This is a genomic window from Cupriavidus sp. R6-3, assembly GCF_059772245.1.
In genome coordinates this window covers 1-11,762 of the sequence record NZ_JCBAJO010000151.1, presented here as the reverse complement: position 1 = coordinate 11,762, position 11,762 = coordinate 1, and the positions used below count along the sequence as shown (strand labels likewise).

Sequence of the window (11,762 nt, the reverse complement as noted above, 5' to 3'; positions counted from 1 at the left end):
GCGCCGGGCGCCAACGTCACGCATTGAAGGAGGCGCAGATGGATCGCAGACGCGCCCTGTCCCTGATCAAGACCGCGCTGACCGGCTTCGACAAGCCGCTCGCGCTGATCGTCTTCCTGTTGTTCGCCACCGGCATCGTGGCGCTGTACTCGGCGTCGATCGACGTGCCGGGCCGCGTCGAGGACCAGCTGCGCAATATCCTGCTGTCCTACGCGGTGATGTGGGTGATCGCCTATCTGCCCACGCAGACGCTGATGCGGGTCGCGGTGCCGCTCTATACGGTCGGCGTCGCACTGCTGATCGCGGTGGCGATGTTCGGGCTGATCCGCAAGGGCGCGCGCCGCTGGCTCAATGTCGGCATCGTGATCCAGCCCTCCGAGCTGATGAAGATCGCGATGCCGCTGATGCTGGCCTGGTACTTCCAGAAGCGCGAAAGCGCGTTGCGCTGGTTCGACTTCATCGTCGCCGGCCTGCTGCTGGCGGTGCCGGTGGGCCTGATCGCCAAGCAGCCCGACCTGGGCACCGCGCTGCTGGTGCTGGCCGCCGGCATGTACGTGATCTACTTCGCCGGCCTGTCGTGGAAGCTGATCCTGCCGGCACTGGCGATCCTGGTCACGCTGATTTCCGGGCTGCTGTTCTTCGAGCACGACATGTGCGCGCCGGGCGTCAACTGGCCGGTGCTGCACGACTACCAGCAGCACCGGGTCTGCACGCTGCTCGATCCGACCACCGATCCGCTCGGCAAGGGCTTCCACACCATCCAGTCGATCATCGCGATCGGCTCGGGCGGCCTGATGGGCAAGGGCTGGCTCAAGGGCACGCAGACCCACCTCGAGTTCATTCCCGAGAAGCACACCGACTTCATCTTCGCGGTCTACTCCGAGGAATTCGGCCTGGTCGGCAATGCGGTGCTGCTGGTGCTGTACCTGCTGCTGATCTTCCGCGGGCTCTATATCGCCGCCAATGCGCCGACGCACTTCTCGCGGCTGCTGGCCGGCGCGGTGACGCTGATCTTCTTCACCTATGCCTTCGTCAACATGGGCATGGTCAGCGGCATCCTGCCGATCGTCGGCGTGCCGCTGCCGCTGATCAGCTACGGCGGCACCGCGCTGGTCACGCTCGGCATGGGGATCGGCATCCTGATGAATATCTCGCGGCAGAAGCGGCTGATTCAGACTTGAAGCACCCCGCGCGCTTGCCGGCTCGCCTGTCCGCTACATCGTCGGCGTGCGCGACCTGACGGTCTGCTCCAGCAGCGAGCGCAGCTTGGCCAGCGCGCCAGGGTCGCCGCGTGCCGCGGCGCGGGCGTACCAGATCTTCGCCTGCTCGATATCCCTCTCCACCACGCCCGGCTCGCCGCGCTCGTAGAAGCTGGCGACGATGTACTGCGCCCCGCCGTCGCCCGCGGTCGCGGCCCGCGTGTACCACTCGAAGGCCTTGGCGTAATCGCGCGGCACCCCTCGGCCGATGAAGTAATTGGTCGCCAGCGCGACCTGCGCCTGGATATGCCCGCCCTGGCTGGCGCGCTGATACCAGCGGTTGGCCTCTTCCAGCGACTTGGGCACCAGGTCGCCGCGCTCATGCAATTCGCCCCAGGTGAATTGGGCATGCGTCATCTCGTTGTCCGCCGCCTTCTTCAGCCAGACCAGCGCCTCCTGGGGCTTGGACGCCGTGCCGTCGCCGCGCAGCAGCATCATCGCGTAATTGAACTGCGCCAGCCGGTTGCCCTGCCGCGCCGCCTCCGCGAAGTCGCGCAGCGCGCTCTCGAAAGCGCCGGCCTCGTAGGCGGCCACCGCCTGCCGGGTCAACGTCTCCGCGGGCTGCGGCGGCCGGGGTGCCGCCATCGCGGTCTGCCAACCGCCCAGCAGGATCAGGATGCAGGCGGCGTGGCGGACGAGGCGGCGAACGGTCGGCATGGCGGACTCCCAGCGAGGTCGGGCTTTCCAGCCAGTGTAGGAGTCGGTGCGAAGCGGCGATAGGCTGCGGCGCGGCAGGCGCGAGGCCGGATTGTCGAGTGAATCGGGCGCTCCGGGGCCGCGCCGGACTATTCCGCGGACAAATATGGAGCGATGCTTATCCAACGCCTCCATTCGTCGATGGGATGGTTTGCCCGCCCCTGCCGGCGTCGCCGCATCGGGGCCGCAAACCGTGCATGCCGCTTCGGACGCTCTAGAATGACGCGGCCGCGCACGTTGCGCGCAGCCGCCTGACGCGTCCCGACACGAACCCATCGCCCGCCTCCCCATGCATATCCGTTGGCTCGAAGACTTTGTATGCCTGGCCGAGGCCGGCAGCCTCGCCCGCGCCGCCGAACTGCGCAATGTCACCCCGCCCGCGTTCGGCCGCCGCATGCAGGCGGTCGAGGTGTGGGCCGGCGCGCCGCTGATCGATCGCAGCGTGTTCCCGGTCCGGCTGACCGCCGAGGGCCGGCAGTTTCTGGAGGCGGCGCAGTCGGCGCTGCACACGCTCGAGGAAACGCGGCTGGCGCTGCGGGCGGCCCACCGCGTCGACGCCAGCACCGTGGTGATCGCCACCGGCAAGACGCTGTCGCGCTCGCTGGTGCCGGCCTGGCTGGCGGGGCTGCGCCAGGCGCTGCGGCACGATCCGGTGGCCGCGGGCTTTCGCACCCGGCTGTCGACCTTCGCCATGCACGACGCGCTGGCGATGTTCACCGAGGGCGATGCCGATTTCCTGCTGTGCTACAGCCCGCCGGACCTGCCGGTGCGGCTGGACGAGGCGCGCTATCAGTTCCATCCGGTCGGGGTCGAGCGGCTGGTCTGCGTCGCCGCCGCCGATGCCGCGGGCGGGCCGTGCTTCCGCCTGCCGGGGCGTGGCAAGAGCGGCGCGCCGGTGCCGACCATCGCCTATGCGGAAACCCTGACGATGGGCCGCATGGTCAATCAGGAGATCGCCCGGCGCAAACTGGCCGGCCGCCTGGACGTGGTGGCGGTCTGCGACTTCGCCGAATCGGTGCACGAGATGGTGCGCCAGCGCATGGGCCTGGCCTGGCTGCCGGCCCGGCTGATCGCCGACGACCTGCACGCGGGCCGGCTGGTGCGCGCCGATATCGGCAGCGTGGCGGAGGCCGGGACGGAGGGTGGCCAACAGGGCGGCCAGCAGGGCGGTCAGCCGGGCGGCAATCGCGATCTGGTGCTGCAGATCCGGCTCTACCGTCCGCGCGCGCCGATGCGTCCGCTGGCCGAGGCGTTCTGGCGCGCCGCGACGGCGTGATGCCGCTGGCGGCGGAGGCGATGCCGCGCCGCCTTGGCGGGCCGCCTTGCCGAGCCGCTTGCCTGCCCTTCGCCTGCCCTTCGCCTGCCCTTCGCCTGCCCTTCGCCTGCCCCTTGCCTGCCCTTCGCCTGCCCCTTGCCTGCCCCTGCCGGGTCCGTGATAGGCCCCTTGCCACACGCCTTGCCGATCCGGCAATCGCCATTGCCAAACCCGCATGCGCGGACACGGCGCCGCTCCCTAACATCGCGCCATACCACATCGATAACAGATAGACACGGGAGCGTTGCCATGAAGATCTCGCTGCGGACTGCCACCGCCGCCACCTTGCTGTTTTCCGCCGCCTCGGCGATGTCGCTGCTGCCTGCCGGCGCCGCGCGCGCCAGCGAATGGCCCGCCAAGCCGATCACGCTGGTGGTCGGCTACACGGCCGGCGGCAGCGTCGACCTGGTGGCGCGCACCATCGCGCCCGAGCTCGGCAAGCGGCTGGGCCAGAGCGTGGTGATCGAGAACCTCGGCGGTGCCGGCGGCACCATCGGCGCGGCGCGCGTGGTCAAGGCCGAGGCCGATGGCTACACGCTGCTGATGGGCTCGGGCAGCGAGGTATCGATCGCGCGCCTGACCAATCCGGCGGTCCGCTACGACGGCGAGAAGGACCTGGCGCCGATCACATTCGTCGGCACGCAGCCGATGGTGCTGGTCGGCAAGCCGACGCTGCCGGCGCGCAATGCCGCCGAACTGATCGCGCTGGCCAAGGGGCAGCCGGACAAGCTGGCCTATGCCTCGTCGGGCGTCGGCACGCCGCTGAACCTGGCCGGCGAGCTGATCAAGCAGCAGGGCAAGGTCGGTATCACGCACGTGCCGTACAAGGGCGCTTCAGCGATGGCGACGGATCTGCTCGGCGGCCAGATCGATCTGGCGGTAATGGTGCTGTCGTCCGCGTTGCCGCATATCCAGGCCGGACGGGTCAAGGCCTATGGCGTGACCGAGGCCAAGCGCGCCGCGGTGGCACCGGAGGTGCCGGCGCTGGCGGAGACGCCCGCGCTGAAGGGCGTCGACATGGGCGTCTGGTTCGGCCTGATGGCACCGAAGGCCACGCCGCGCGCTGTGGTGGATCGGCTCAACAACGAGATGCAGGCCGTGCTGGCGATGCCGGAGGTCCGCAAGAAGCTGGCCGAGGCCGGCGTCGAGGTCGCGCCCGCCAATCCGGCGCAGTTCGCCGCCTTCGTCAAGCGCGAGACCGCCAAATACCGCACCATCGTGCAGGCGGCCGGCATCCAGCAATAACAGGGACGTTATGAACACGATGACCACGCTCGACGCCTATCCGGTCGAAGTCGCATTTCCCGATATCCGCCCGTATGCCGACGGCAATACCGGCGTCGCCTATGTCCATCATTTCGACAGCGGCGTGCCGGGCCCGCACGTGATGATCAACGCGCTGACCCATGGCAACGAGGTCTGCGGCGCGATCGTCGTCAAGGAGCTGCTGGACCTCGGGCTCAAGCCGCGCCGCGGGCAGCTGACGCTGGCGTTCGCCAACGTCGACGCCTATCACCGTTTCGATCCGGCAAAGCCCGACGCCTCGCGCTTCGTCGACCAGGACTTCAACCGAGTCTGGACCGCCGCGGTGCTCGACGACGCGTCGCGCGACTCGTCCGAACTGCGGCGCGCGCGCGAGATGCGCCCGCTGATCGATCGCGTCGACCTGCTGCTGGACCTGCATTCGATGCACGAGAAGAGCCTGCCGCTGATCGTGTCGGGCCCGCTCGACAAGGGCGTGGCGCTGGCGCGCGCGCTCGGCGCTCCGGCGCATGTGATCGTCGACGAAGGCCATCCGGAAGGCCGTCGCATGCGCGACTACGCCGGCTTTGGCGATCAGGACAGCCCGAAGAATGCGCTGCTGATCGAATGTGGCCAGCATTGGGAGGCATCGTCGGTCGCGGTGGCGCGCGACAGCACGGCGCGCTTCCTGCTGACCGCCGGCATCGTCGACAGCGGCGACCTGCCTGCCGGCTGGCTGTCGGCGCCGGCCGCGCCGCAGCGCGTGGTGCGCGTCACCGAGCCGGTGGTGGCCACCAGCATGAATTTCCGCTTCGCCGGCCCCTATACCGGCCTGGAGACCTTCTCCGAGCCCGGCACCGTGATCGGGTGGAACGACGGCGCGCCGGTGGTGACGCCGTATCCCGACTGCGTGCTGGTCATGCCGTCGCTGCGCCAGCTGCGTCCTGGCGTGACGGTGGTTCGGCTGGGACAGCTGCTGGCTTGATCCTGCGCGGCAAAGATGCCCCCGAAGAGCATCACCGCGCCCTTATCGTGTCTTGAAGACGGCGTCGAGCGATTCCGCCGTCAGCAGCCGCCCGCTCCATCGCCGGATGTCGGCGGCCTGCGCCGCGTTCAGCTTGGCAACGATATCGGCCGGCAGCGGCCCGAAGCGGCGGGCCAGCAGTTGCTGGAGAACTCGCGCGGCGCCTTCCTGCCGGCCCTTTGCGAGTCCTCGCTTCTCCCCCTTTTTCTCCCCTTTCTGCATGCCCCTCTGCTCGTGCTGGGCTGCCCACTCGTCCATACGTTGTGCCAGTGACATTTCCAGTTCCTCCAGATCGCAGACCCGTGGCAGCGCGAGCTTGCCCTTGCGCTGCCTCAACAATACGCTACGCATCCACATCGCCAAAGTTCGCCTGAGTTCCTTGCGCCCATCGATCCAGCGACGGACCTCTCGAATCACGCGGACAAGACTCCGCTCACTCTTTAGTCGATTGAAACGCATCACGGCGGCCACCAAATTTCGCCGCCGCGAAAGCTGGGCTTCCGTGTACTGGCTCTCGTCGATCAGGTGATAGCGAAAACGCGGAACCGGCAAGTCCGCATCGTGAACGATCAACCTTTCGACATCCACCGGCGCTCGCCATTTCGTTTCGCCGTTGTACAGCACGATCGGCAACACCGGCGGCAGCAAGCGGCCGGGCAAACATTCCTTGCGCCGGATCAGGTCCTGATACAGAAGCATTAGATAACTCAACACGCGGACCGCCATGAAGGTGTCGACGGTACTCTGGAACTCGATCAGGATGTACAGGTACATCCAATCCTGGCCGGTTCGCACGCGCCAGACCACGTCATCGGCGCGCTCGCGGAAGTCATCGGTCACGTAGCTGCAAGGCATGCGCTCCAGGGTCTGGAAATCGACCTTCCGCCACCATTGCTTCGGCACAAAGTCCTTCAGCAGGTCCCTGACGAATTCGGGACAGGAGTACAACAGTTTGTACGATACGTCGTCGTGCTTGGCCATCATGCCGTCGTGCGAAGGCGCATTGCGCCGAGGCCGTCAGCATGCCGACACAAGCCCTGTGAAGCTGTCGTAAAAGTTGCCGCCCTATGAGTTACTGATTTGTTGCCGGGCGACGGTAATCCCCTCGTAGAAATCGGTGAACACCCTCATCAAGCCCCGGCCAGTTCCGACCGTAAACCAACCCATGACGACGTGACGGAGATCATGCGTCCGCCGTGCGCCATGTGGTGCCGGCAACTTCCCTTTCGCAGGAAACGGACGTGCGCCCCCTTGCCCCCGCCCCCCTTGCTTCGTCGGCTGCCGGCCTTGCCGGTGCCTTGGCTTCCTCCCCTACCGATACCTCGTCCACCAGCCAGCCGTCGCGCCGCTGGCGCCCTGGCGCCGCGCGGATCGGCACGCGGCTCGCGCTGATCGTGCTGGCCGTGCAGGTGCTGGTATTCGGCCTGTTCGCCTGGGTGCTGTCGGACAGCAGCATGCGCCAGCTCGAGGCGCAGCAGCGCGCGGCGATGAGCGCGCAGAACGAGACGCTGCGCGATCTGCTCGGCCAGTTCGACGACACCATGCTGCAGGAGGCGGACCGCTTCCTGCTGAGCTTCGCCGCGGTGGTGCCCGGCCCGTACGCGGTCGATCCCGCCCAGACCATCGAGGTCGCCGGCCAGCCGACGCCACAGTTCAGCAGCGGCGAGGTCGTGCTGAACAACAACTTCGCGCTGCCGGACCGCTTCTTCTCGACCACCGGCGGCACCATCGCCACGGTGTTCGCGCGCCGCGGCGACGACTTCGTGCGCGTGACCACCTCGCTGAAGAAGCAGAACGGCGAGCGCGCGGTCGGCACGCTGCTCGACCGCGCCGGCGGCGCCTATGCCGCGGTGCAGGCCGGGCGTTCGTACCGCGCGCTGACGTGGCTGTTCGGCAAGCCGTACATGAGCAAGTACGAGCCGGTGCGCGATGCCGCCGGCAAGATCGTCGGCGCGCTCTATGTCGGCGTCGATGTCAGCGCCGAGCTGGCGATGCTGAAAAACCGCATCCGCCGCAAATCGATCGGCACCGACGGCCATTTCCTGGTGGTCGACGCCAGGCCCGGCCCTGACCAGGGCAAGCTGCTGGTCGGCCGCCGCCAGGAGGGTACGGTGCAGCTCGACGCCCGCGACGAGGACGGCAAGAGCTGGTTGCGCGAGATGATTGCCGCGCGCCAGGGCAGCCTGACGCATCGGATCGCCTTCGACGGCAGCGCCCCGGCGTTGCGGCTGACGGCGTTCGAGACCTATCCCGAATGGCAATGGCTGATCGTCGGCTCGGTGCCGGTCGACAGCGTGCGCGCCGAACTGATCGCGAATCGCAATCGCTTCCTCGCGGCCGGCCTGGCGCTGGCGCTGCTGGTGTCGGCGGGATTCTGGTGGATGCTGCGCCGGATGGTCAGCGCGCCGCTGGCCGATGCGGCAGCGGCCGCGCGCAGCCTGGCCGCCGGGGACCTGACCGCGCGGCTGGACAGCCCGCGCCGCGACGAGATCGGCGAACTGATGCGCGCGATCGACGGCGTCGGCCAGGGCCTGTCCGGCATCGTCGGCACCGTGCGGGCCAGCGCCGATGCGATCGTCGCCAGCACCGGCGAGATCGCCAGCGGCAACGCCGATCTGTCGGCACGCACCGCGAGCCAGGCCAGCAGCCTGGAGCGCACCGCCGCCAGCATCGAGCAGCTGAGCGCGACGGTGCGGCAGAACGCCGATGCCGCCGTGGACGCCGACGCCACCGTGCGCAGCGCCGCCGATGCAGCCCGGCACGGCGGCGGCACCGTCGAGCGCGTGGTGCAGACCATGGACGGCGTGCATCGCAACGCGCAGCAGGTGGTCGACATCATCGGCGTGATCGAGGGCATCGCGTTCCAGACCAATATCCTGGCGCTGAACGCGGCGGTCGAAGCCGCCCGGGCCGGCGAGCACGGGCGCGGTTTCGCGGTGGTGGCCGGCGAGGTGCGCAGCCTCGCGCAGCGCAGCGCCACGGCGGCGGGCGAGATCAAGGCGCTGATCGAGCGGACGGTCTCCGATCTGCGCGACGGCCACGCAGCGGTGCAGCAGGCCGGCAGCGCGATGGAAGACATCGTGCGCCAGGTCGAAGGCATCGCCACGCGCATGGCGGAAATCAGCGCGTCCTCGCGCGAGCAGGCGCAAGGCATCGCGCAGGTCAGCGACGCGCTGGCCGAGATGGACGGCGTCACGCAGCAGAACGCGGCGCTGGTGGAAGAGGCCGCTGCGGCGGCCGAAAGCCTCGATCAGCGCGCGCAGCAGCTGCGCGAGGCGGTGCAGGCGTTCAGGCTGGCGTAGCGGCGGGGCCGCGGTCGGCGCTGGAGCGCGCCCCGCTGTTCGGACCGGACAGCGGGGCGTCGCGAACCTGCAGGCGGCCCGGGTTCAGGCTGGCGTAGCGGGGCTTGGGCTCGCCCCGCTGTTCGGCTCGGACAGCGGAGGATTGCGATCCCGCGCCTCCGGATGCGGCAGTCGGCCCGGGAACAGCTGGTCGACCAGCTCGTCGATCTTCTGCGCCGGGTCGATCAGGTGGCTCAGGTTGACGCCGCCCTGGCTGCGCCGCGCATCGTAGACCGCCTTGCCGACGCGCTCGCCCCGGCGATAGACGGAGATGTCGGCGGTCGCCAAGAAGGTGCGCCAGTACGACTGCGAGGTGGCCGCATAGGTCGCCGTCAGCGTACAGGCCGCCACCGACGATCCCGGCGGCAGCAGCCTGGCTTCGAAGCCACGGCGCTGCAGCGATTGCAGCAGCGTCGCCGCGAACGGCGCGCGTCCGGCGGGGCTGTCGATCACGCAGAACGATGCGCCCAGGTCCGGATCGATGCGGACCATCGCCGCGATCGGGTCGGCCGGCGGTGCCGCTTCGGCCGGGCTGACCGACTGGTAGGTCGCGCAACCTGTGGTCAGCGCCGTCAACGCGGACAGCATCAGCACGCCGGCACGGGCGAACGAAACGGGAGCGGACGAAACGGGGGCGGACGAAACGGGGCTGGACGAAACGGCGAACGCGGCGCGGCCGCGGCGTGGCAGGGCGGAAGTCATGGCGGTTCCCCTCAGGGTCCGGTTGGTGCGATGGCGCGATGTCAGGCATTCTCCCGCCGGCATCGCGGCGCGCGCATGGCGGGGTCTCTGCCGGTTAACGGCGACCCGGTGCGAGATCTGTAGAGGCAATTTGGTCCGGGCTCCATGGGGCGCGCGCACACGATGGTGCGCGATTTTGGGCGGGAATTCCGCATAGCAGAATTTCGCGGTGGCCGATTATCGCCAACCTCTTTTCCGGGTCCTCGTTTACGCCCTTGTCCCGCGCGTCGCTCGGCCTGTAGATTCTGCTTTGCAGAATCACATGCCACAAAAAACAATGCGCCCCGCCCGCGCGGCGGCGACATCGAGAGGGGACACTTGTGAAGAAGCTGTTGATCGCCAATCGCGGCGAGATCGCGCTGCGCGTGCAACGCGCGGCCCGCGATCTGGGCATCGCCACCGTCGCCGTCTACGCACGCGACGACGCCAATAGCCGCCACCGCCTGCTGGCCGACGAGGCGGTCGCGCTCGACGGCGAAGGCCCCGCCGCCTACCTCGACATCCCCGCCATCCTTGCCGCCGCACGCCGCACCGGCTGCGACGCGGTCCATCCCGGCTACGGCTTTCTCAGCGAACGCGCCGACTTTGCGCAGGCCTGCGCCGAGGCCGACCTGGTCTTCGTCGGCCCCACGGTCGACCAGCTTGCGCTGTTCGGCGACAAGGGCCGCGCGCTGGCGCTGGCGCGCGAATGCGGCGTGCCGGTGATGCCGGCCACCGAGGGCGGCGCCACGCTCGAAGCGGTCACCGCCTTCTTCGACGAACAGCACGGCGCCGGCATCGTGCTGAAGGCGGTCGGCGGCGGCGGCGGTCGCGGCATGCGCGTGGTGCGCGAGCGCGACGCGCTGGCCGAGGCCTATGCGCGCTGCCGTTCCGAGGCGCGCTCGGCCTTCGGCATCGACGCGGTCTATGCCGAGCGGCTGGTCGTGCGCGCGCGCCATATCGAAGTGCAGATCGCCGGCGATGGCACCGACGTGATCGCCCTCGGCGAGCGCGACTGCACGCTGCAGCGGCGCTTTCAGAAGCTGGTCGAGATCGCGCCGAGCCCGGCGCTGGACCCGGGGCTGCGCGAACGCATCGTCGAGGCGGCCCGTACGCTGGCACGCCGCAGCGGCTACCGCAGCCTCGGCACCTTCGAATTTCTGGTGGAGGAAGCCGAGCCCGACGGCGCGGACGCTCGCGATGTCGCACGCCAGCCCTTCGTCTTCATCGAGGCCAACCCGCGCCTGCAGGTCGAGCACACCATCACCGAGCAGGTCACCGGCGTCGATCTGGTGGCGCTGCAACTGGGCCTCGCGCAAGGCCAATCCTTGCGCGACCTCGGCCTCGATCCGCAACGGCCGCCCGCGGCGCGCGGCTTTGCGATCCAGGCCCGCATCAACGCCGAATCGATCGATGCGCAGGGGCTCGGCCGCCCGGCGCAGGGCCGGCTGGAGCGCTTCGATCCGCCGACCGGCCCGGACGTTCGCGTCGACACGCACGGCTATACCGGCTACGCGCCGTCGCCGCAATACGACACGCTGCTGGCCAAGCTGATCGTGACCTCCGGCAGCGCACGCTTCGCCGACGCGGTGCGGCGGCTGCAGCGGGCGCTGGGCGAATTCACCATCCGCGGCATCGCCACCAATCTCGACCTGCTGCGCGCGCTGGCCGAGCGCGAGGACTTCGCCAGCCAGCGGATCCATACCCGGCATGTCGAGGCGGTGTTGCCCGAACTGCTGAGCCGCGCCGCGCAGCTCGAAGCGCAGAGCCGCGCGCTGCAGGCGGTGCAGGACGGCGCCGGGTGTGCCAGTGGCGCCATTCCCGCGGTCGCCGCCACGCCGGTCGGCGCCAGCAGCTTCGACGAGCAGCTCGGCGAGGGCCTGCACGCGGTGCGCGCGCCGATGGCCGGCCGCCTGGTCGAGGTCAGCGTCGCGGTGGACCAGCTGGTGCAGGCCGGCCAGACCGTCGCGGTACTCGACGCGATGAAGATGGAACACGCGATCGTCGCCGAGCAGCCGGGCCGCGTGATCGACCTGCGTGCCGAGGCCGGCGAGCAGGCGGCCGAAGGCCAGGTGCTGCTGGTGCTCGAACCGGCCGAGGCTGGCGCGCACACCGGCGGTGACGTCGAGCAGGCCGACCCCAACGCGATCCGCGCGGATCTGCAG

The 11,762-nt window shown here is 69.4% G+C and carries 9 protein-coding genes; 6 read left to right on the top strand and 3 right to left on the bottom strand.

Annotated elements, in window-relative coordinates; genetic code table 11:
• The first annotated feature begins 38 nt into the window (after positions 1-38).
• On the top strand, positions 39-1,181 hold the full coding sequence (gene rodA / locus AC6EI8_RS19010; RefSeq protein ID WP_149317343.1) for a rod shape-determining protein RodA: 1,143 nt from the start codon (positions 39-41) through the stop codon (positions 1,179-1,181).
• 33 nt (positions 1,182-1,214) lie between these two features.
• Here rodA and AC6EI8_RS19005 read toward each other — a convergent pair whose 3' ends face one another.
• Positions 1,215-1,844, bottom strand: a complete 630-nt coding sequence (locus AC6EI8_RS19005) for a tetratricopeptide repeat protein (RefSeq protein ID WP_262484892.1) — start codon at positions 1,842-1,844, stop codon at positions 1,215-1,217.
• A 400-nt stretch (positions 1,845-2,244) separates the two neighbouring features.
• On the opposite strand from AC6EI8_RS19005, the gene AC6EI8_RS19000 reads away from it, so the two are divergent.
• The 3 genes from AC6EI8_RS19000 to AC6EI8_RS18990 all read left to right on the top strand — a co-directional run bounded on the left by AC6EI8_RS19000 (position 2,245) and on the right by AC6EI8_RS18990 (position 5,497).
• On the top strand, positions 2,245-3,231 hold the full coding sequence (locus tag AC6EI8_RS19000) for a LysR family transcriptional regulator (RefSeq protein ID WP_498382611.1): 987 nt from the start codon (positions 2,245-2,247) through the stop codon (positions 3,229-3,231).
• Positions 3,232-3,519: 288 nt separating this feature from the next.
• Entirely contained in the window at positions 3,520-4,515 is a 996-nt protein-coding gene (locus tag AC6EI8_RS18995; RefSeq protein WP_498382610.1) for a Bug family tripartite tricarboxylate transporter substrate binding protein, read from the top strand.
• Between the two features lie 10 nt (positions 4,516-4,525).
• Positions 4,526-5,497, top strand: a complete 972-nt coding sequence (locus AC6EI8_RS18990) for a M14 family metallopeptidase (RefSeq protein ID WP_498382609.1) — start codon at positions 4,526-4,528, stop codon at positions 5,495-5,497.
• Between the two features lie 42 nt (positions 5,498-5,539).
• Here AC6EI8_RS18990 and AC6EI8_RS18985 read toward each other — a convergent pair whose 3' ends face one another.
• On the bottom strand, positions 5,540-6,520 hold the full coding sequence (locus AC6EI8_RS18985; RefSeq protein WP_498382608.1) for an Rpn family recombination-promoting nuclease/putative transposase: 981 nt from the start codon (positions 6,518-6,520) through the stop codon (positions 5,540-5,542).
• Positions 6,521-6,834: 314 nt separating this feature from the next.
• Between AC6EI8_RS18985 and AC6EI8_RS18980 the strand changes: the two genes are divergently transcribed.
• Positions 6,835-8,838 carry a methyl-accepting chemotaxis protein gene (locus AC6EI8_RS18980; RefSeq protein WP_498382607.1) on the top strand — a complete coding sequence of 668 codons (2,004 nt, stop codon included), beginning with the start codon at positions 6,835-6,837 and terminating at the stop codon, positions 8,836-8,838.
• A gap of 84 nt (positions 8,839-8,922) precedes the next feature.
• Here the strand turns inward: AC6EI8_RS18980 and AC6EI8_RS18975 are convergent, their stop codons facing one another.
• Entirely contained in the window at positions 8,923-9,579 is a 657-nt protein-coding gene (locus AC6EI8_RS18975; RefSeq protein ID WP_498382606.1) for an Sbal_3080 family lipoprotein, read from the bottom strand.
• Positions 9,580-9,938: 359 nt separating this feature from the next.
• Here AC6EI8_RS18975 and AC6EI8_RS18970 point away from each other — a divergent pair.
• The coding region (locus AC6EI8_RS18970) for an ATP-binding protein (RefSeq protein WP_498382605.1) at positions 9,939-11,762 on the top strand (1,824 nt) is incomplete at its 3' end.

Bases quoted from the DNA above. Each gene is read 5' to 3' on its own strand.
- rodA (WP_149317343.1), top strand. From the start codon at position 39: ATGGATCGCAGACGCGCCCTGTCCCTGATCAAGACCGCGCTGACCGGC.
- AC6EI8_RS19005 (WP_262484892.1), bottom strand. From the start codon at position 1,844: ATGGCGGCACCCCGGCCGCCGCAGCCCGCGGAGACGTTGACCCGGCAG.
- AC6EI8_RS19000 (WP_498382611.1), top strand. From the start codon at position 2,245: ATGCATATCCGTTGGCTCGAAGACTTTGTATGCCTGGCCGAGGCCGGC.
- AC6EI8_RS18995 (WP_498382610.1), top strand. From the start codon at position 3,520: ATGAAGATCTCGCTGCGGACTGCCACCGCCGCCACCTTGCTGTTTTCC.
- AC6EI8_RS18990 (WP_498382609.1), top strand. From the start codon at position 4,526: ATGAACACGATGACCACGCTCGACGCCTATCCGGTCGAAGTCGCATTT.
- AC6EI8_RS18985 (WP_498382608.1), bottom strand. From the start codon at position 6,520: ATGATGGCCAAGCACGACGACGTATCGTACAAACTGTTGTACTCCTGT.
- AC6EI8_RS18975 (WP_498382606.1), bottom strand. From the start codon at position 9,579: ATGACTTCCGCCCTGCCACGCCGCGGCCGCGCCGCGTTCGCCGTTTCG.